General features: G+C 72.5%; 16 protein-coding genes and 1 pseudogene. 9 read left to right on the top strand and 8 right to left on the bottom strand.

What is annotated here, in order from left to right; genetic code table 11:
- Window positions 1-64 precede the first annotated feature (64 nt).
- A complete protein-coding gene (locus tag OIE69_RS05895; RefSeq protein WP_326570871.1) occupies window positions 65-1,891 on the top strand; it encodes an alpha-galactosidase D in 1,827 nt (608 codons plus the stop codon).
- A gap of 224 nt (window positions 1,892-2,115) precedes the next feature.
- On the opposite strand, the gene OIE69_RS05890 is transcribed toward OIE69_RS05895, so the two are convergent.
- The 5 genes from OIE69_RS05890 to OIE69_RS05875 form a co-directional block, all read right to left on the bottom strand.
- A complete protein-coding gene (locus OIE69_RS05890; protein WP_326570870.1) occupies window positions 2,116-3,402 on the bottom strand; it encodes an ATP-binding protein in 1,287 nt (428 codons plus the stop codon).
- 45 nt (window positions 3,403-3,447) lie between these two features.
- On the bottom strand, window positions 3,448-3,822 hold the full coding sequence (locus tag OIE69_RS05885) for an ArsR/SmtB family transcription factor (RefSeq protein ID WP_018563681.1): 375 nt from the start codon (window positions 3,820-3,822) through the stop codon (window positions 3,448-3,450).
- Between the two features lie 200 nt (window positions 3,823-4,022).
- Complete coding sequence (locus tag OIE69_RS05880) at window positions 4,023-4,397, bottom strand: roadblock/LC7 domain-containing protein (protein WP_018563682.1); 375 nt, start codon at window positions 4,395-4,397, stop codon at window positions 4,023-4,025.
- Window positions 4,361-5,032 (bottom strand): phosphotransferase, encoded by a 672-nt coding sequence (locus tag OIE69_RS44740; RefSeq protein WP_392567463.1) that lies wholly within the window; start codon window positions 5,030-5,032, stop codon window positions 4,361-4,363. Before OIE69_RS44740 ends, OIE69_RS05880 begins: the two co-directional genes overlap by 37 nt.
- Before the next feature lie 14 nt (window positions 5,033-5,046).
- Window positions 5,047-5,187, bottom strand: a complete 141-nt coding sequence (locus OIE69_RS05875; protein ID WP_326570869.1) for a hypothetical protein — start codon at window positions 5,185-5,187, stop codon at window positions 5,047-5,049.
- A 108-nt stretch (window positions 5,188-5,295) separates the two neighbouring features.
- Here OIE69_RS05875 and OIE69_RS05870 point away from each other — a divergent pair, with 108 nt between their 5' ends.
- The gene (locus tag OIE69_RS05870) at window positions 5,296-5,988 is read left to right on the top strand and encodes a hypothetical protein (protein ID WP_326570868.1); all 693 of its coding nucleotides are present in this window, start codon (window positions 5,296-5,298) and stop codon (window positions 5,986-5,988) included.
- A gap of 7 nt (window positions 5,989-5,995) precedes the next feature.
- Here OIE69_RS05870 and OIE69_RS05865 read toward each other — a convergent pair whose 3' ends face one another.
- Entirely contained in the window at window positions 5,996-6,910 is a 915-nt protein-coding gene (locus tag OIE69_RS05865; RefSeq protein WP_326570867.1) for a LysR family transcriptional regulator, read from the bottom strand.
- Between the two features lie 103 nt (window positions 6,911-7,013).
- Here OIE69_RS05865 and OIE69_RS05860 point away from each other — a divergent pair.
- Window positions 7,014-7,829: pseudogene (locus tag OIE69_RS05860) on the top strand (DMT family transporter); the annotation flags it as partial.
- Window positions 7,830-7,907: 78 nt separating this feature from the next.
- Here OIE69_RS05860 and OIE69_RS44735 read toward each other — a convergent pair.
- Together OIE69_RS44735 and OIE69_RS05855 are read right to left on the bottom strand one after the other, a co-directional pair.
- Window positions 7,908-8,534 (bottom strand): hypothetical protein, encoded by a 627-nt coding sequence (locus OIE69_RS44735; RefSeq protein ID WP_392567462.1) that lies wholly within the window; start codon window positions 8,532-8,534, stop codon window positions 7,908-7,910.
- Between the two features lie 208 nt (window positions 8,535-8,742).
- On the bottom strand, window positions 8,743-9,897 hold the full coding sequence (locus OIE69_RS05855; RefSeq protein WP_326570866.1) for an ROK family transcriptional regulator: 1,155 nt from the start codon (window positions 9,895-9,897) through the stop codon (window positions 8,743-8,745).
- Between the two features lie 420 nt (window positions 9,898-10,317).
- Between OIE69_RS05855 and OIE69_RS05850 the strand changes: the two genes are divergently transcribed.
- From OIE69_RS05850 to OIE69_RS05825, 6 genes are all read left to right on the top strand, one after another.
- Window positions 10,318-12,396: a fibronectin type III domain-containing protein gene (locus tag OIE69_RS05850; protein WP_326570865.1), complete on the top strand. Its 2,079-nt coding sequence runs from the start codon at window positions 10,318-10,320 to the stop codon at window positions 12,394-12,396.
- Between the two features lie 85 nt (window positions 12,397-12,481).
- Window positions 12,482-13,525, top strand: coding sequence for a carbohydrate ABC transporter permease (locus OIE69_RS05845; RefSeq protein WP_326570864.1), 1,044 nt, complete (start codon window positions 12,482-12,484; stop codon window positions 13,523-13,525).
- Window positions 13,526-13,537: 12 nt separating this feature from the next.
- Window positions 13,538-14,464 (top strand): carbohydrate ABC transporter permease, encoded by a 927-nt coding sequence (locus OIE69_RS05840; RefSeq protein WP_326570863.1) that lies wholly within the window; start codon window positions 13,538-13,540, stop codon window positions 14,462-14,464.
- Between the two features lie 28 nt (window positions 14,465-14,492).
- A complete protein-coding gene (locus tag OIE69_RS05835; RefSeq protein WP_326570862.1) occupies window positions 14,493-16,916 on the top strand; it encodes a glycosyl hydrolase family 95 catalytic domain-containing protein in 2,424 nt (807 codons plus the stop codon).
- Complete coding sequence (locus OIE69_RS05830) at window positions 16,910-17,923, top strand: acetylxylan esterase (RefSeq protein ID WP_326570861.1); 1,014 nt, start codon at window positions 16,910-16,912, stop codon at window positions 17,921-17,923. Before OIE69_RS05835 ends, OIE69_RS05830 begins: the two co-directional genes overlap by 7 nt.
- A complete protein-coding gene (locus OIE69_RS05825; protein ID WP_326570860.1) occupies window positions 17,920-19,269 on the top strand; it encodes an ABC transporter substrate-binding protein in 1,350 nt (449 codons plus the stop codon). Before OIE69_RS05830 ends, OIE69_RS05825 begins: the two co-directional genes overlap by 4 nt.
- Window positions 19,270-19,324: the final 55 nt, after the last annotated feature.

Raw genomic sequence — 19,324 nt, 5'->3', positions numbered from 1 at the left:
GCCCGGCGCCCGGAACACCCCGCACCGCACCCGCCGTACCCCCCACCCCCAGGAGGCCCGACCCATGCGGTCACCCTCGCGCTCCACCCTGCCCTCGACCGCCGTCAGGACCCTGCTCGTCCTGGCCCTCACCGCCGGAGTGTTGGCGGCCGTACCGGCGGCCGGGGCGACCGGCCCGGACACCGCGCCCACCGCGACCGCGGCCACCGCTCACCAGGCCGCCGCCAAGCCCTACATGGGCTGGTCGAGCTGGAGCATGCAGTCCTCGAAGTACCCCGGTCTCAACCCCACCGGCGACTACAGCTACCTGACGGAGGCGAACGTCCTCAAGCAGGCCGACGCCATGGCCGCCAAGCTGAAGAAGTACGGCTACGACTACGTCAACCTGGACGCCGGCTGGTGGCGCGACCAGTCCTGGAAGCCCGAGTTCGACGCGTACGGCCGCCAGACCCCCGACCCCGAGCGCTTCCCGCGCGGCATGAAGGCGGTCGCCGACCACGTCCACGCCAAGGGCCTCAAGGCCGGCATCTACCTGCCCGTCGGCCTGGAGAAGGAGGGGTACGGCGACGGGAAGGTGCCGATCTGGAACACCACCGACTGCACCACCGCCGACATCGTCTACGACGACCTGCGCACCACCAACGGCTGGGACAGCTCCTACAAGATCGACTTCTCGAACCCGTGCGCGCAGAAGTACGTGGACTCCCAGGCGCGGATGATCGCCGACTGGGGCTACGACTTCCTGAAGATCGACGGCGTCGGCCCCGGCTCCTTCAAGAGCGGCGACAACTACGACAACCGCGCCGACATCGCCGCCTGGCAGAAGGCCATCGCCGCCACCGGCCGTCCCATCCACCTCGAACTGTCCTGGTCGCTGGACATCGGCCACGTCGCCGACTGGAAGAAGTACTCCGACGGCTGGCGCATCGACACCGACGTCGAGTGCTACTGCGACACCCTCGTCTCCTGGGAGAACTCGGTCGACGACCGCTTCGACGACGCCGCCGCCTGGAGCCGGCACGGCGGCCCCGGCGGGTGGAACGACCTGGACTCCCTCGACGTGGGCAACGGGGAGATGGACGGCCTCACCAAGGCCGAGCGGCAGAGCTACATGACGCTGTGGGCCATCGCCAAGTCCCCGCTGTACACCGGTGACGACCTCACCCGCCTCGACGACTACGGGCTCTCCCTGCTGACCAACCGCGAGGTCATCGCCCTCAACCAGTCGAGCACCCCGCCGGCCCGCCCCGTCACCCCCGCCGACGACCGGCAGGTCTGGGCCGCGAAGAACGCCGACGGCAGCTACACCGTCGCCCTGTTCAACCTCGCCGGCAGCCCCGCGGCCGTGACCGCAGACTGGACCTCGCTCGGCTTCTCCGGCCGCGCCTCCGTCCGCGACGTGTGGAGCCACGAGGACCTCGGCTCGTACAAGGACAAGGTCACCAAGTCCCTCCCGGCCCACGGCTCGCGCCTGTTCACCGTCACCCCGCACGGACCCGCCCAGCGCACCACCGGCTACGAGGCGGAGGCCGCCGGCAACACCCTGGCCGGCAACGCCTCCCTCGCCGACTGCTCCGCCTGCTCCGGCGGCCGCAAGGCCGGCAACCTCTACCTCGGTGGCTCGCTCACCTTCAACGACGTCGTGGTGAAGAAGCCCGGCACCTACCTGGTCAAGGTCGCCTACGTGAGCGGTGACATCCGCACCGTCCAGGTCTCCGCCAACGGCAATGGCGCCACGGGCCACCGGTTCCCCTCCACGGGCGACTGGGGCACCGTCGAGACCGTCAGCCTCCCCGTCACGCTCAAGGCGGGTGCCAACACCATCACCTTCGACAGCGGCACCTCGTACGCCCCGGACATCGACCGGATCGACGTGCCCAAGCAGTCCTGACACCCCGTGGGGCCCGGCACGCGCCGGGCCCCACGGCGGCCGGAAGCTATGACGGGCCGGCAGACACGGACGGGGGAGCGCGTATCTGCCGACCCACGATCACCATAGGGCCCCTCGGGGGGCGGCCGCCCGCTCATCGCGGATGTCCGCCGGTTTCGGCCACGAACCCGGCGGGAACGGCCGCCCCCCGTCGCTCGCCCCCCCTCAGCCGGGCTCCGCATGCCTCACACGCGGGCTGCGGAGCGCAGGTCGTGGTCGAAGGCGCGGATGTCCTCCGTCGTGAGGGTGGCGCGGGTGCGGGCGACGGCCTGCAGATAGTCCTCGGTGCGGTGCGTCAGGTCCGCGGTGCTGCGGGGGTCCGTCGCCAGGTGCCGCTCGAAGGCGGTCTGCGCGGCGGCCTGGGCCGCGTACTCGATGTCCGCCGGCGTGAAGCGGTCGCTGGCCTCGACCAGGGCGTCCAGGTCGATGTCCGCCACCCGGTCCGGCCCGATGTAGCGGACCCAGATGGCCCGGCGGGCCGCGGGGTCCGGCGGGCCGACCGGGATCAGGAAGTCGAAACGGCCGGGCCGCAGGAAGGCCGGGTCCAGCGAGCGCACCGCGTTGGTCGCGCAGATCAGCAGCCGGCGCTCGCCGCGCCGGAACTGCGGGATGAGCTTGAGGAGCTCGTTGGTCACCCGGTGGGCCAGGGTGGAAGGGTCCTGCCGCTCCGAGGCGATCTCCTCCGCCTCGTCGAAGAAGAGCACCACCTGCTCCAGGTGCTCGACCCGGGCGAAGAGCCGCCGCAGCCCGTCCGCCACGCCGTGCGCGTCCTCGGCCAGCTGGTACGGGAGCACCTCGATGAACGGCCACGCCAACCGGGACGCCACGGCCTTGGCGAACGTCGTCTTGCCCGTGCCCGGCGGACCGAAGAGGACCACGGCACGCGGCGGCACCAGGTGGTAGCGCTCCGCGACCCCCGGGTTCTCCAGCGGAAGCACCAGCCGCCGCTCGATGAGCGTCTTCTCCGCGGCCATGCCCGCGATGCGGTCCCACAGTCCTTGCTCCGGGACCGCCCCGCCGAGCTGGTCGAGCAGAGTGTCCTGCGCGGAGTCGGCCGACAGCAGCTTCTCGAAGTAGCCGAGCCCGGGGCGGAAGGAGTACCCGGAGTTCCGGAACGCCTGCTCACCGACCTCGCCCTCGGGCAGCAGCGCCCCGATCCGGCGCATCCCCGCCTGGCCCAGGCTGTCCTCCAGGGCGGCCAGCAGCGCCGAGCCCATCCCGTGGTGCCGCCACTGCCGGGCAATGGCGAGCCGCAGCACCCAGGCGCGCTCCTGGGCCGTCGAGGACACCGCGGCCCCCACGACCCGGTCGCCGACCATCGCCACCACGGCGGGCGCTCCCGCGCGCAGCGCGCCGACCACCTCCGCCAGGGTTACCGCGGGGTCCTCGGTCGTGTCGCGCGACTCCTCCCAGATGCGCACGACCTGGTCGAGGTCGCCTTCCTCCAGATCACGAACCCGCCAAGGCGTCATGGCGCTCACCTCCCGACCATTCTGGCCCAACCGGCGCCGGAACGCTCAGCCGGCGGGGTGGCTGACGTGCTCGTCCGCGTGCGCGGGCGGGGCGTCGGCCTGGCGGAGTTCCGCGAGCAGCTCGGTCTGGCCCGCGAGGAGTTCGGTGAGGATGCGGCGGGCCGCGCGCAGGAGTTCGGCGACGTCGCCGCCGGCGAGGGCGTAGCTGACGGTGGAGCCCTCGCGAATCGACACCACGATGCCGGACCGGCGCAGCACCGCGAGCTGCTGGGACAGGTTCGACGGTTCGATCTCGATCTCGTTCAGCAGGTCCCGAACCGGCACCGGACCGTTCTGGAGCAGCTCCAGGACCCTGATCCGCACGGGATGCCCGAGCATGCGGAAGAACTCCGCCTTGGCCTGGTACAGGGGTACCTGCATCGTCTGATAGCTCCTGCCCTGATTCCGACGGCCCTTCCCGCACCCGCCGGCGGCGGCTCCCGCTGCCACCGGCGCGACGCTGCGTCCAATCCTTCCCCCTCCGGGGCCCGTGCACCGCCGTGCTTGTGCGGATCAGGATGTGCCGAATTGAAGGAATCTTCAATTCCCGGGCGCACGGAGCCCCGAGGAAGGACCGGCGGCTACAACTCGAGGTCGGCCTCGATGCGCCTGAGGCGGTGCCGGGCCATCGCCAGGTTGGCGTTGCGCCGGTCGAGCACCAGGTAGAGGAACAGGCCGTTGCCGTCACGGCTCTTGAGCAGCCGGATCAGGTGGTACTGCGTGCCCATGGTGATCAGGACGTCCTCGATCTCCTCCTTGAGGCCCAGTTCCTTCATCGTCCGGGCCTTGGCGCGGATCACGTCGGTGTTGCCGGCGGCCGCGACGGTCAGGTCGAGGTCCTTGCCGCCACCGATCGTGCCCAGCGCCATGCCGCTGGTGTAGTCGACCAGGGCAGCACCCACGCTGCCCTCGATCGACGTCATCGTCTCCTTGAGGGAGGTCTCCACATTCGCCATCGGCGTTCGCTCCTTGCCGTCGCTATCCAGGCGTCCGCGCGTCCGTGCGCCGCCGCCCCGGTTGGTGACGGTGAAGCTACTGAAAGTGACGGGACCGGTGGGGGAATCGCCGATGCCGGCAAGCGGCCCGGCGGCCCCCGGTAGGATGCGCCGCCGCCTCGGGCCAGCGTCCCCTGCCGGCGGGCAGCTCGCCCAGGACGTGCCGGGCGATCGACGCCATCCGCTCGTGGGTGCCCCGGTAGTGCCGCAGCTCCATCAGCGCGATCGGCAGCGCCCGGCCGCGACCGCGCCCAGGTCGCGTCGTCGGTGCCCAGCGCCGCGCGGTCGCGGGCCGCGAGGGGCTCGCCGCGGTACGCGGGCGGGGCGCCGGCGGGGCCGACGTGCTGCAGGGCGGCGACGAACGCCGCCAAGTCCCCCGCGAGCGCGGCGGGCTCGGCGAGACGGCCCACGGCCGGGTTCTCGCCCTCCAGCCGGCCGTACACCGACCACGCCCAGGGGCAGCCGTCGACGGGAGCCCTCTTGCCCAGGGGCGCGGGGGCGGACGCGGGGAGCCCCGGCGCGAGCCGCGGCAGCCACCGGTGCTCCTTGTCGACGTCGCTCGCGGCACCCGCGGTCCCGGGCAGCCGCACGACCATGTCCGTTCCGGCCGTTACACGGCGTTGGAGGTGCCGGCCGACCCGGTGGGGGTGAGGGGGAGGTCCGCCCAGTGGGGGAACCGCGCCTGCGGCAGCCGGCGTACCAGGGCCGTGTCGGTCCCGGCCCCGTCGCCGTTCGGGGTGCGTGGGGGCATGTCCGCCTTCCGAAGTGGTTCCGCGGGACCGTGATGAGCGGACAGGGAGTGTGCGCGGCAACGCATCTCCGCGTGCCTCGGAGCCCCGGGTGCGGTGCTGCCGGGGCCATGGGCTTGGATGTGCGCGTGACCGTTCACGACGTGGCCCCGCTGCTGCCCTCCATCACCGAACTGCGCGACCACTGCCGCGCCCTGGCGATGCTCGACGCGATCCTGAGCCCCGACTGGGAGTCGCGTCACCACTCCTTCGACGCCGCGTGGGACACGGACGAGGAGATGGCCTCCCTGCGCAACGGCTCGGGCGACGAGTACGCGATCGTGTTCTGCGGCGCCGGGGCGTTCGTGCGCGGCTTCGACCACGAGTCCCCGGTGAGCCCCTACGGGTCGGAGGACCACGAGCCCTGGCCGGGTGTCGTCGACGAGGTCCCCGAGGCCTTCCGTCCGTACGTCGAGGAGCCGGCGTTCTGCGACGAGGACGGCGTGCCGGTCGCGACCGTCTGCCTGTGGCGCGGTACCGGCGACGAGGCGTGGCGGCACGGCTCCGTCGACCTGCCGGAGGGCCGCGAGGACGCCGACGGCGCGTCGTACCTGTTCGCGCTGCTGACCGACCGTTCCCCCGAGGCGTTCCGCGCTTTCGCCGAGGACTACCACGGGATGCCGGTCGACCTGGACGCCGTACGCCATGTCCACGCGCTGCGCCCGCTCACCCCGGAGGTCGTCGCGAAACTCAACCCGGAGGTCACACTGGAGGAGCTGGCCGAGGACGTCGCGGGCATCGGCTATCCGCAGAGCGCGGTCTGACGGCTGATCAGGATCGGGCGGGGCCGGCGGCGCCCCGCGCGACGTCCCGCAGCGCGTCGAGCAGCCCCCGCACCGGGGGCTGCCGCAGCGACGCCTCCCGCACGGCGGCGTGGACCGCCCGTACGGGCTCCGGGCCGCGTACCTTCCGCACGACGACCCCGGGATGGTGGTGCGCCAGTGCGGCCAGCGGCAACAGGCTCACCCCCAGCCCGGCGGCCACGAACCCCTGGGCGGTGGCGTAGTCCTCGCTCTGCACCACCACGTCGGGGCTGAAGCCGGCCGCGGCGCACGCCTGGAGGATCAGTTCCAGGCACGAGCCGTCCGGGGACTCGCTGCCCACCCACGGCTCACCGGCGAGGTCGTTGAGCTCGAGCACCCGCTTCGCGGCGAGGCGGTGGCCCTTGGGGAGGACCGCCCGGTAGGGGTCGTCCCGCAGATGCACCAGGCGCAGTCCCTCACGGCCCTGACCGCGCGGCCGCACCACGATCGCCAGGTCCGCGCGGCCCTTCTCCACCTCCGGCAGCGGATCGCCGGGGTCGACCAGGCCGAGGTCGATCCGTACCCCCGGGTGCTCGCGGCGCAGGCGCGCGACCGCGGGGGCCACCAGGTCGGCTCCCGCCGTCGGGAAGTAACGCACCGTCAGTGTGCCCGTGCGGCCCTCGCGCAGATCGGCCAGCGCCGTCTCGGCCTCGGCGACCTCCCTGCCGATACGGCCTGCGTACTCGGTGAGCAGCAGCCCTGCGGGCGTCGGCTGCACCCCGCGCCCGACCCGTTCGAGCAGCGGGATCCCGGCCTGTCTCTCCAGGACGGCGATCTGCTGGCTGACTGCCGAGGGGGTGTAGCCGAGGTGGGTGGCGGCCGCGGTGACCGACCCGCTGGTGACCACCGCCCGGAGGACCTGCATGCGGCGTACATCGAGCATGTAGGTCAGCTTAACGGTAGTTGTGTGAACCTTCGCTTGTGGTACCAGGACGCCGTGGAGGAGCGTCGGGGGGGACGGTGACGCGCGACGAGGGGAGACCGGGGTGTCCGTGGTGTCCGGTGGTGGGGGCGGTGCGAGGGCGCTGCTGCGCCTGGGGGTACTGGCGCTGCTGTGGGGGTCGACCTTCCTGTGGATCAAGATCGCGCTGGAGGGTCTGCCGCCCGCCTGGGTCACCTTCCTGCGCTGCGCTTTCGGTGCGGCCCTGCTGCTCGTACTCGCCCTGCGCGCGGGTCTGCGCCTGCCGCGGGGGCGGGCGCTGTGGGGCCGCCTCACGGTGGCGGCCCTGCTGTGCAACGCCGCACCCTTCCTCCTCTTCAGCGTCGGCGAGCAGAGCGTCGACTCCGGCGTCGCGGGCGTCCTCAACGCGACGACGCCGCTGTGGTCGCTGCTCATCGGTCTGGCCCTGGGCACGGAACGGGGCATCCGAGGACCCCGCCTCGGCGGGCTCCTCGCCGGCTTCGCGGGCGTCCTCCTGATCTTCGCCCCCTGGCACCGGTCGGGCCTCGTGAGCTGGGGCGCCCTGGCGCTGGTGGGCGCGGCGGCGAGCTACGCGCTGGCCTTCGCCTACATGGGGCGCAGGCTCGCCGCCGCGGGTACGGGCACGCTCCCGCTCGCCGCCGCGCAGTTGACCGCCGCGACCGCGCTGAGCGTGCCCGCCCTGTTCGTCACCGGCACCGGCGGGATCGCGGTGACGCTCCGTTCGTCCGTGGCGGTCCTCGTCCTCGGCGTCCTGTGCACGGGTGTCACCTTCCACCTGACGGTGCGCATCGTCGCGGACGAGGGACCGACCGACGCGGCCACCGTCGGCTACCTCCTCCCCGTCGTGTCCGTGGGGCTCGGCGCGCTCGTCCTCGACGAGCCGGTGGGCGGACGGGTGGTGGCCGGCATGCTCGTCGTCCTCGCCGGGGTCGGGCTCACACGGGTGCGCGGACTTCGGCTACCGCGGCGGCGGCATGTCGACGGCCCGGGCGAGCGCGCCGACGAGCGCGGGGGCGTGTTCGGGCAGCCGCACGGCGGCCCAGTCGGCGGCGGCACCGAGGAAACCCGCCAGATCCCGCTCGGCGCCGGCGACCCCGCGGCGCAGCACATCGACGGCGACCTCGAACGCCGGGCTGTCGTCCCGCCCGGCGTCGACGGTCAACCGGACGACGTCTCCGTGCCGTTCGGCGAGCGGTGAGGGGTCGTGGCCGAGCCACGCGTGGCCGCTGCCGTCGAGGAGGTCGAGCCATGCCTCCCGCCACTCCTCCAGGCCGCTGCAGCAGCCCGGCAGCAACGCCGCCCCGGTGGTGTCGGTGACCCGCAGTCCGCCCGGCGCCTGGACGTCCTCCGCGTCGAGCAGCGCCCGCACGAAGTGCCCGACGTGATCCACGGACCGGGTGGGCGCGGCCTCGTCGTCCGCCTGCCCCTGGTTGTACGCGGCGACGGTCATCACGGCCGCGCCGACCTCTGCCGTCGACAGGGCGCCGTGGAGCGGCATGAAGGTGAACGGCTTCCACTCCGCCACCGGCCAGAGGGCGAAGCCGTCCGCCCCTTCGATCTCCAGCACGGGCTGCACGACGATCACCGCCCGAGTCTGCACCCGGGCGCGGCGCGGCCGCCTCCCGTTTTTCGCGGGTCGCGTGCGTCGGGGGAAACGAAGCGGCGGGCTGCTGCCCGGCGTGAGTTGCCCGCGGCACCCCGGGCTCGGGGAGGGCCGTCCGGCACCCGGTCCTCGTGACGCGGGTCCCGGCGGCGACCGGCCCTCCGGAGGAGGGCAGTTCACACCGGGGAGGTCACTTCGCGGGGGCGAAGACCCGCTGCGCGGCGACGGCCGCGCCGCCGCGCGCCCACTCCTCGAAGGGCAGCGGACGCACGACGAGGTCGCAGTCCGCCGCGGCGCCGAAGGCGTGGTCGGCGAAGGTCTGCCGGATCTGGTCGGCGAACAGGTCGTAGGAGGCCGCGCCCTCGCCGGAGATGATGATGCGTTCCGGGCCGATGAGGTTGGCCACCGAGGCCATCGCCAGGCCCATCACGTGCCCGGCGCGGGAGAAGACCGCGCGGACGGCGGCGTTGTCGGCGTGGGCCAGCCGCACCGCCTCCTCCATCGTGAGCGCGGGGTCGCCGGTGGCCTGCCGGGCCTGTTCGGTGATGGCGTGCGTGGAGGCGACGGTCTCCACACACCCGGTGTTGCCGCAGGTGCAGGTGCGGTCGGTGCCGCCCACCGGCAGGTGCCCCACCTCGCCGGACACCCCGTGGGCCCCGGACACCACCCGGCCGCCGATGGACAGCCCGCAGCCGATGCCCGCGCCGACCGTGACCAGGGCGAACGAGGACAGTCCCACCCCGGCGCCGAACCACTGCTCGGCGACGGTCAGCGCGCGCACGTCGTTCTCGATCACGGTCGGGATGCCGGACGCCGACTCCACCAGCTGCGCGAGCGGCACTCGGCGCCAGTCGAGGAACGGCGAGTACTGCACGGTGCCGGTCTGCCCGTCCACGTCCCCGGAGAGCGTCACGCCGACGCTGTGGACGGCGTCGTCCCGCTCCGCCCCCGCGGCGGCGCGCAGTTGCCCGACGAGCCGGGCGATCGCCAGCACCACGGTCCCGACGTCGCGGGAGTCCAGCGGGGCGCGCCGGGAGGCGAGCGGCCGGGCGGTCAGGTCGGTGAGCACGCCGATGAGTTCGTCGCCGGTCACCTTCACGCCGACGAACCGCGCGCGGTCGGCGCGTACGGCCATCGGCGTCGCGGGGCGGCCGCTGGCCCGCTCGCCGGCCGGTCTGCCGAGTTCGGTGATCCAGCCGTCGGCCAGCAGAGGAGTGGCGGCCTTGGTCACCGCGCCCGCCGACAGCCCCGTGCGCCGCCCGATCTCGGCCCGGGTGAGGGAGCCGTGGACGAGCAGGGTCTGGAAGACCAGGACGGCGGCGGGGGGCTGGTCGGCGAGGCTCATGCCCGGGACCATACCTTTCCAAGGGAAAGTAAGGAAGAGGCCTACTCATCCCATCTTTGGGTGGGGGTGAAGGGATTCCGAGGCGGATTTTCCGGCGAGGGCTGCCATCCGGCGGATCAGACATCCGATTTTTGCCGCCGAATATGTTGACGCTGGAAGGAAAGCCTGGCTACATTCGCCGCACTCCTCGCCCGGAGCGGACGAAGTGCCCCGGCGAGGAGCGTGACCGGAGCCTCCCCCGGTCGCGGCACGCCCGCCCTCGGTGGTGTTCCGGGACGACCGCCACCGGGGGACCCCCTTGCCTCCCGTACCCCCTGCCCACTCGAAGCGGACGCCGTCGCGCCGGGATGGAGTGCCCCCATGGCCCCTTCAGCTGTACTCGCACGTCTCAGATGGCCCGTGACGCCCAGGCGCGGCGGCATGCGCAGGGCCGCCGTGCCCGCGCTCGTCGCCACCGCGCTCGCCACGGCCCTCGCCGTACCCGCCGCGGCGTCGCCCGCCGCGCCGCCCGCGTCCTCCGCCTCCTCTGCGTCCCCGGCGGAGGCCGCGGGCTCCGAGGCAGCCCCCGTGGTGGCCGCCAAGCCCTACATGGGCTGGAGCAGCTGGAGCCTGGAGTCCACCAACTTCCCCGGCTACGGCGGCTCCTGGCTCACCGAACCGCACGTGCTGCAGCAGGCCGACATCCTCGCCTCCAAGCTGAAGCGGCACGGCTACGAGTACGTCAACATCGACGCCGGCTGGAACGTCGGCAGCGAGACGAACAAGAGCCTCTCCGACGAGTACGGCCGGCCCGTCGCGGACCCCGTCAAGTTCCCGCACGGCATGAAGTGGCTCGGCGACCGACTGCACGCCAAGGGCCTGAAGTTCGGGCTCTACCTGGCGGTCGGCCTGTACATCGACACGTACAACGACGGCAGGACGCCGATCCACGGCGCGCCCGGGTGCACGACCAAGGACATCGTCTACCCCGACCTGCGCAAGACCAGCGGCTGGGACAACGTCTCCTACCAGCTGAACTTCGCCAGCCCGTGCACCGAGAAGTACATCCAGTCCGTGGCCGACCAACTGGCCGGCTGGGGAGTGGACTTCCTGAAGATCGACGGTGTCGGCCCCGGCTCCAACCAGGGCGACGCGGCACACGACAACGTCCCCGACATCAAGACCTGGCACGCCGCGCTGGAGCGGACGGGCCGGCCCATCCAGTTCGTCCTGTCCTGGTCGCTCAGCCACGACAAGGTGGACGTCTGGAAGGAGAACTCCAACGGCTGGCGCGTGGACACCGACGTCGAGTGCTACTGCGACACCCTGGTGACCTGGAACAACTCGGTCAAGCAGCGGTGGAACGACGTCGTCCCCTGGATCGACGACGCCGGGCCGGGGCACTGGAACAACCTCGACTCCCTCGACGTCGGCGCGGGCCCGCTCGACGGCCTCAACGAGGTCGAGCGGCAGAGCTACATGACGCTGTGGGCCATCGAGAGCGCCCCGCTCTACATCGGCGACGACCTCACCAAGCTCGACGCGTACGGCCTGTCGCTGCTCACCAACGACGAGGTCATCGCCGTCGACCAGGCCGGCAACCCCGCCAGGCCGCTCAGCCAGGACACCCCGCAGCAGGTCTGGTACGCCCGCAACGCCGACGGCAGTTACACGGTGGCCCTGTTCAACCTCGGCAAGGGCTACTCCGACGTGACCGCCGACTGGAGCGAGCTGGGCATCAGCGGCAAGCCCGCCGTCCGCGACCTGTGGAGCCGCAAGAACCTGGGGACGGTCAGCGACGGCTTCACCGACAACCTGCCGCCGCACGGCTCCCGGCTGCTGCGCGTCACCCCGGCGAAGACGACCGGAAAGCCCGGTGTCCCGCTCGGCGTTCGCGCCACCGCCTCCACGGCCGGCAGCGTCTCGCTCGCCTGGGACGCGGTGAACACCGGCACCGCCACCACCGGTTACGAGGTGTACGCCGACGGCGCCAGGGTCGCCACGGTCGACGGCACCTCCGCCACCGTCACCGGCCTGCACGCCGCCACCGGCTACGCGTTCACCGTCGTCGCCCACGACGCCAGGGGCCGTACGTCCGCACCGGCCAACGCCGTCTCCCTGACCACGCCCGCCGCCGACGGGCCCACCGCCTACGAGGCCGAGGCGTCCGGGAACCCCCGCACCGGCAACGCGAGCGTCGGCGACTGCTCCCGCTGCTCCGGCGGCAAGAAGGTCGGCAACCTGGGCGTCGACGCCTCCGTGACGATCAAGGACGTGACGGCGCCGAAGGACGGCACCTACCTGATGACCGTGGACTTCACCGACGGTTCCTCGGGCCGCACGGCCGTGGTCACCGTCAACGGCACCGCCTTCCAGCTGCCGCTGCACGGTGGCAACGACAACGACTGGGGCCGCCCGCGGTCGGTCACCGTGCCCGTCCGGCTGAAGGCCGGGGCCAACACGATCGCCTTCGGCAACCCGTCCGACTACGTGTCCGACGTCGACCGGATCACCGTCTGACCGACGGCCGGCCCGGCAGCGGGCCACCGTCCCACCCGTTCGACCCGACGCACGAGAAGGCCCGACGCACGAGAAGGAGAGTGCCGTGGTGGTCACATCGCAGGGCAGCCACACGACGCCGGTGGTACCACCGACCGGCGCAGCCGGTACGGGGGCCACCACGGCCTCTTCCAGCCCGAGGACCCGCGGACCCCTGAAGGTCCGCACGAACACCGGCGGCCCCCGGCCCCGGCGCGTGACAGCGACCCGGTCCGCGGCGGCCCGGCGGCGGGACCTGCCGGTCGCGCTGCTGCTGATCCTGCCCGCCGTGGTCGGGTTCGCGATCTTCTACGCCTACCCGACCCTGCGCGGCATCTACCTGGGCTTCACCGAGTTCCACGTCCTCACCCCGCCGCGCTGGGTGGGACTGGCCAACTTCCGCGAGATGGCCGGTGACGGGGTCTTCTGGCACTCCCTCCTCGTCACCCTCTGGTTCGTGGCCCTCTCCGTCGTCTTCGGCACCCTGATCTCCCTGGTGACCGCGGTGGTGCTGCACCGCGTCACCGACTCCTCGCTGCTGCGCGGCGTGATGCTGCTGCCGTTCCTGATCTCCAACGTGATCGCCGCGCTGGTGTGGCAGTGGATGCTCGACCCGCACCTCGGGGTCGTCAACATCGTGCTCGACCACCTGATCGGCCACCCGGTGCTCTTCCTCGGCAGCGGCCCCTGGGCGATCCCCTCGCTCGCCGCGATCAGCGTCTGGAAGTGGATGGGCTACTACTCCCTGCTGATCTTCGCCGGGCTGCAGACCATCCCGTCCACGATCTACGAGGCCGGCCGGGTGGACGGCGCGAGCGAGTTCCAGATGTTCCGCCGCCTCACCGTGCCGCTGCTGCGGCCGATCCTCGTGATGGTGGTCGTCCTGACGGTGATCAACGCCTTCCAGGTCTTCGACATCGTCGCCGTCACCACCAGGGGCGGCCCCGCCAACGCCTCGAACGTGCTGCAGATGTACATCTACGACAAGGCCTTCCGCCAGTTCGACTTCGGCTACGCGGCGACGATGTCGCTGGCCCTGTTCGCCCTGCTCATCACGGTCACCTTCACCCAGCTCCGGCTCGCGCGGGCCGACGAATCCGACCTGAACTGAAGGAGGCCCCCGATGACGCTCCCCCTCGCTCCCCGCACGACGAGCGTGCGGCGCCCCCGCACGCGCAAGGCGACCCCCGGCCGGATCGTGGCCTGGGCCTACCTCGGCCTCGTCTCGCTGATCACGCTCTTCCCCTTCTACTGGATCGTGCGCACCGCGCTGTCCAACAACTACCGGCTCGCCACCGACCCCTCCTCGCCGCTGCCCGTCGGCTTCACCTTCGGCGCCTTCAAACGGGCGCTGGGCCTGGCCTCCACCGCCGAGGCCCAGGCCCAGGGCGGCTCGGGCGCGTCCCTCGACATCGCGCTCTACCTGCGCAACTCGGTGATCTACGCATCGGTGCAGACCGTGCTCATCGTGCTGTTCTCCGCCTGCGCGGCCTACGCCTTCTCACGACTGCACTGGCGCGGCCGCAACCTGGTGTTCGGCGTCCTCATCAGCGCGCTGATGGTGCCGAGCGTCTTCACGCTGCTGCCGAACTTCGTGTTCATCAAGGACCTCGGCCTCACCAACACCTTCGCCGGACTCATCCTGCCCGGCGGGCTCTTCCAGGCGTTCACGGTGTTCTTCCTGCGCCAGTTCATGCTCGGCCTGAGCAGCGAGATCGAGGAGGCCGCGATCATCGACGGCGCGGGACCGCTGCGGATCCTCTACCGCATCGTCCTGCCGATGTCGGCGGCGCCGATCGCGACCGTGTCGCTGCTGATGTTCGTCAACGCCTGGAACGACTACATGTGGCCGCTGCTGGTCACCAACGACGCCGGGGTGCAGCCGCTGACGCTCGCGCTCGGTGTGTTCAAGCAGTCCTCGCCCCAGGCCGCCCCCGACTGGGCCGGGCTGATGGCCGCCTCCCTCATCGCGGCGCTGCCGATGCTGCTGCTCTTCCTCGCCTTCGGCAAGCGGATCGTCAACTCCATCGGCTTCTCCGGGCTCAAGTGACCGAGCACGCGCACCAGGACGGCACCCCATGAACCCCACTGACCTGCTGCTCGGCTGGCCCGCGCCCGCGGCCGACTGGAACGAGGCCGCCCCGGTCGGCAACGGCCGACTCGGCGCGATGGTCTTCGGCGGGACCCACCGTGCCCGGATCCAGATCAACGACTCCACCGTGTGGTCCGGCACCCCCGGCGGACCGGCGAAGGCGCTCGCCGACGTCGTCGCCGCCGGCGCCGGCCCGCGGCGGCTCGCGGAGGTCCGCGACGCGCTCCGCGCCGGCGACCCGCACCGCGCCGAGGAACTCCTGATGGCCTTCGAGGGCCCGTACAGCCAGGAGTACCTGCCCTACGCCGACCTGTGGCTGACGGTGTCCGGGGCGCAGGACGCCACGTACCGGGGCCGCACCCTCAACCTCGACAGCGGGATCGCCGAGGACGCCTTCGACCTGTCCTCCGGGGCCTCGGTCCGCCGCCGGACCTGGGCCGGCGCCGCCGACGGGACCCTGTGCACCGACCTGGCCGCGCGGGGCGGCACCGTGGACCTGCGCCTGGAACTCACCACCCCCCTCCGGGAGGTGCACCGCACCGCCGGCCCCGAAGGGGTCGTCATCGGCGTGGAGATCCCCGTCGACGGGGCACCCGCCCACGAACCGGACGTCCCGGAACCGCTGCGGTACGCCGACGGCCCCGTCGACGGTTACGACCCCTTCGGCGCGCTCGCCCTGCGCGTGGCCACCGACGGAGAGGCCACCGCCGACGGGGGAGTGCTGTGCGTCACCGGCGCCACCCGGCTCCTCGCGGTCGTGGCGAGCTCCACCGAGGCGCTGCGCCACTGGCGGGGCCTCGACGCCCCGGCCGGCCGCGCGGCGCACCTCGAAGCGGCCGCCGACAGCGCCGCCCGGGTCGTGGAACACGGCACCGACGACCTGCTCAAGGAGCACGAGGCCGACCTGCGCGCACTCCTCGGCGGCACCTCGCTGCGGATCGGACCGCGCCGCCCGGGCACCCACGACGTCGCCCGCGACATCCTCTCCGGCGACGACGAACTCCTCACCGCGACCGTGCTGTTCCAGCTCGGCCGCTACCTCCTGGCCGCCGCCTCCCGCCCCCACGCCGGACCGCCCGCCAACCTCCAGGGCATCTGGAACGCCGACCTGCGCCCCGCCTGGTCGTCCAACTACACGATCAACATCAACACCCAGATGAACTACTGGGGCGCGGAGGCCGCCGGCCTCGGCCCCTGCCACGAGCCGCTGTTCGACCTCCTCGACCGCGTCGCCGCGCACGGCCGGGACGTCGCCGGGCAGCTGTACGGCGCCCGCGGCTGGGTCGCCCACCACAACACCGACATGTGGGGGTGGGCGCTGCCCGTCGGCATGGGCCGCGGAGCCGCGTCCTGGGCGATCTGGCAGATGGGCGGCGCCTGGCTCGCCCAGCACCTGTGGGACCACTGGGAGTTCACCCAGGACACCGCCTTCCTGCGTGAACGCGCCTGGCCGCTGCTCAGCGGCTGCGCCGCGTTCCTGCTCGACTGGCTGGTGGACGACGGCACGGGGCGGCTGGGCACCCTCCCCTCCACCTCGCCGGAGAACCACTACCTCACCCCCGACGGCTCCATGGCCTCGCTCACCCGCTCCTCCACGATGGACACGGCACTCACCCGGGCCGTCCTCGAACGCACCCTGCGCGCCGCCGCGCTCCTCGGCATCGACACCCCGCTGAGCGGCCGCATCACCGCCACCCTGCCGCGCCTGCACCCGCCCCGGATCGCCGCGGGCGGCTGGCTGCGGGAATGGGCCGACGACCTCCCCGAGCAGGACCCCCACCACCGCCACCTCTCCCAGCTGGTCACCGTCCACCCGCTCGGCCAGATCGACCCCGACGGCACCCCGGAACTCGCGGCCGCCGCGGCGGCCCTGCTGGACAGACGCGGTCCCGGCGCGATGGGGTGGTCATGGGCCTGGAAGATCGCGCTGCGCGCCCGGCTGCGCGACGCCACGACGGCCCGTTCGCTCCTCCTCGAGGCGACCCGCCCGTTCGAGGGCGACCCGGACACCGACGCGCCCGTCGACGGCTCGGAGTGGGGCGGCCTGCTCCCCAACCTGTTCTCCACCCACCCGCCGTTCCAGATCGACGGCAACTACGGCCTCATGGCCGCGCTCACCGAGATGGTGCTGCAGAGCCACGCCGGCACCGTCCACCTGCTGCCCGCGCTCCCCGCGCAGTGGCGCGAGGGCGAGGCCACCGACCTGCGCTGCCGCGGCGGCCTGGCGGCCGACCTCACCTGGCACGACGGCGCCCTCACCTCCGTGACGGTGCGCCGTCATGCCGGGGACGACACCGAGCCGGTGACCGTCCGCCACCGCGACCGCACCACCCGGGTACGCGTCGCCACCGGCACCGCCGTCACCCTCGACGCCGACCTCACCCCGCGCGAGGAGGCCCGGCCGTGCTGACCGAGGACGACGTCCCCGAACTGTGGGCCTACCGCAGCGCATACCGCGAACCCGCCGACTTCGACGCCTTCTGGAAGGAAACCCTGGAGGCCGCCCGCGTCCACGAACCACGGCTCGAACTCACCCCGGTCGACACCGACCTGGAGACCGTGGACGTCTACGACGCCGTCTTCCCCGGCTTCGGCGGCCACCCTGTCCACGGCTGGCTGCGGCTGCCGCGCCACCGAAACGGCCCGCTGCCCGCGGTCGTGCAGTTCCACGGCTACGGCAGCGGACGTGGGGCCCCCGTCGAGGACCTGCTGTGGGCCTCCGCCGGCTACGCCCACCTGCTGGTGGACACCCGCGGTCAGGGCGGCGCCTGGGCGGGCGGCGGCGCCACCGCGGACCCGGTCGGCAGCGGCCCCTCGCACCCCGGGTTCCTCACCCGCGGCATCGAGGACAGGGACACGTACGTCTACCGCCGGGTCTTCACCGACGCCGTGCGCGCCGTCGAGGCCCTGCGCACCTCGCCGCACGCCGACCCCGACCGGGTCGCGGTGACCGGCCCCAGCCAGGGCGGCGGCATCGCCCTGGCGGTCGCCGGCCTCGTCCCCGGACTGCGCGCCGCGCACTTCCAGGCGCCGTTCCTGTGCGACATCCGGCAGGCCGCCCGGCTCACCGGCGAGCAGCCGTACGCCGAGCTCATCGGCTACCTCGGCGCCCGCCGGGACCGGGTCGAGCAGACCTTCCGGACCCTCGGCTACTTCGACGGACTCGCCTTCGCCCGCCGCGCCACCGCGCCCGCCTGGTTCTCCGCCGGGCTGCGCGACAAGGTCTGCCCGCCGGCCACCACGCTCGCCGCGTACCACCGCTACGGCGGGCCGAGGCAGATGCGGCTGTGGGAGTTCAACGGCCACGACGCCGGCGGCCCCGAGGACCTGGTCATCGCCCTGAGCGCCTTCCGCGCGCTCCTCAAGACGTCGTCCCACCACCCTCACCAGGAACCGTCCCGAAAGAAGGAATCATGAGAATGCGCAGAGTCGTCGCCCTCGGGGCCACGCTCACCCTCGCCGCGGTGCTGTCCGCCTGCTCCTCCGGCTCGGACACCGCGGGCGGTTCGCAGACCGTCAACTGGTGGACCTGGGACGACAAGCAGGCCGCCGCGTACAAGACCTGCGCCGCGGACTTCGAGAAGGCCAACCCCGGCACGACCGTCAAGATCTCGCAGTACAACGTCGACGACTACTTCACCAAGCTGACCGCGGGCTTCGTCGCGGGCAGCGCCCCCGACGCCTTCCAGAACAGCGTGCAGTTCTTCCAGGCGTACGCCGGCCAGAACCAGTTGCTGCCGATGGACGACTTCATCGCCAAGGACACGTTCGACCTGTCCCGCTTCTCCGTCGGCGTGAACGCCTGGAAGTTCACCGACGGCAAGCAGTACGCGCTGCCGCTGGACTGGGCCGCGGCCGGTCTCTACTACGACCAGGACGCCCTGACCAAGGCCGGCTACAGCAAGGCCGACGTCGAGTCCGTGACGTGGAACCCCGACGACGGCGGCGAGTTCGGCAAGATGATCGCCCACCTCACCGTGGACGAGAAGGGGCGCCGCGGCGACGAGCCCGGCTTCGACAAGGGCCACGTCAAGACCTTCGGCTTCGGCCAGATCGCCGCGAAGGACTTCATCGGGCAGACCTCCTGGAGCCCGTTCGCCTCCAGCACCGGGTGGCGGCTCGGCGACAAGGAGAGCTGGCCGACGGTCTTCAACTACAGCGACCCCCGCCTGGTGAAGACGCTGAAGTGGGCGCGCTCCCTGACGGAGAAGGGGTACGCGCCCAAGCTCGGCGAGTTCACCTCCAGCGTCAGCGACGTCGACCTGCTCTCCTCCCACCGGGTCGCCATGGAGATCGGCGGTTCCTGGTCCGCCTCGACCTTCGCCAAGATCCCCGGCGTCAAGACCGGCGTCGCGGCGCCCCCGTACGGCCCCGACGGCAAGACCCGCGCCGTGATGAGCAACTCCAACGGCAACAACATCTGGGCGGGCACCAAGCACCCCGAACTGACCTGGAAGTGGGTGTCCTACATGGGCTCCGAGGCCTGCCAGTCCAAGGCCTCCCGCACCGGCACGTTCTTCCCGTCCATCCCCGCCTCCATGGACGCCGCGACGAAGGCACTGGCCGCCGACGGGGTCGACCTGTCGGTCTTCACGAGCATGCTGAAGGACAAGGTCCTGTACCCGTCCCCGGTCTACGGCAACGGCGCCGCGGTGCAGGACGCGCTGAACCCGCTGTTCGAAGGCTACTTCGCCGGGCAGAAGGACGACTCCGTCTTCGCGGACATGGAGAAGCAGAGCAAGACCCTCCTCGCGAAGAACTGAGCCACCGCAAGCGAACCGAGCCGCCGCCGCCGGACCCGCCCCCATCCCGGGCCGT

It is taken from the genome of Actinacidiphila glaucinigra (assembly GCF_035918135.1).
Lineage (GTDB): Bacteria > Actinomycetota > Actinomycetes > Streptomycetales > Streptomycetaceae > Actinacidiphila > Actinacidiphila glaucinigra.
Note: the sequence above shows the minus strand (reverse complement) of the source record. Positions and strands in the feature narration are given on the sequence as shown.

What these genes read in the sequence shown, in the direction of transcription:
- OIE69_RS44740 (WP_392567463.1), bottom strand. Translation starts at nt 5,032, where the DNA reads ATGGTCGTGCGGCTGCCCGGGACCGCGGGTGCCGCGAGCGACGTCGAC.
- OIE69_RS05825 (WP_326570860.1), top strand. Translation starts at nt 17,920, where the DNA reads ATGAGAATGCGCAGAGTCGTCGCCCTCGGGGCCACGCTCACCCTCGCC.
- OIE69_RS05885 (WP_018563681.1), bottom strand. Translation starts at nt 3,822, where the DNA reads ATGCAGGTACCCCTGTACCAGGCCAAGGCGGAGTTCTTCCGCATGCTC.
- OIE69_RS05855 (WP_326570866.1), bottom strand. Translation starts at nt 9,897, where the DNA reads ATGAGCCTCGCCGACCAGCCCCCCGCCGCCGTCCTGGTCTTCCAGACC.
- OIE69_RS05840 (WP_326570863.1), top strand. Translation starts at nt 13,538, where the DNA reads ATGACGCTCCCCCTCGCTCCCCGCACGACGAGCGTGCGGCGCCCCCGC.
- OIE69_RS05870 (WP_326570868.1), top strand. Translation starts at nt 5,296, where the DNA reads ATGGGCTTGGATGTGCGCGTGACCGTTCACGACGTGGCCCCGCTGCTG.
- OIE69_RS05890 (WP_326570870.1), bottom strand. Translation starts at nt 3,402, where the DNA reads ATGACGCCTTGGCGGGTTCGTGATCTGGAGGAAGGCGACCTCGACCAG.
- OIE69_RS05880 (WP_018563682.1), bottom strand. Translation starts at nt 4,397, where the DNA reads ATGGCGAATGTGGAGACCTCCCTCAAGGAGACGATGACGTCGATCGAG.
- OIE69_RS05835 (WP_326570862.1), top strand. Translation starts at nt 14,493, where the DNA reads ATGAACCCCACTGACCTGCTGCTCGGCTGGCCCGCGCCCGCGGCCGAC.
- OIE69_RS05895 (WP_326570871.1), top strand. Translation starts at nt 65, where the DNA reads ATGCGGTCACCCTCGCGCTCCACCCTGCCCTCGACCGCCGTCAGGACC.
- OIE69_RS05865 (WP_326570867.1), bottom strand. Translation starts at nt 6,910, where the DNA reads ATGCTCGATGTACGCCGCATGCAGGTCCTCCGGGCGGTGGTCACCAGC.
- OIE69_RS05875 (WP_326570869.1), bottom strand. Translation starts at nt 5,187, where the DNA reads ATGCCCCCACGCACCCCGAACGGCGACGGGGCCGGGACCGACACGGCC.
- OIE69_RS05850 (WP_326570865.1), top strand. Translation starts at nt 10,318, where the DNA reads ATGCGCAGGGCCGCCGTGCCCGCGCTCGTCGCCACCGCGCTCGCCACG.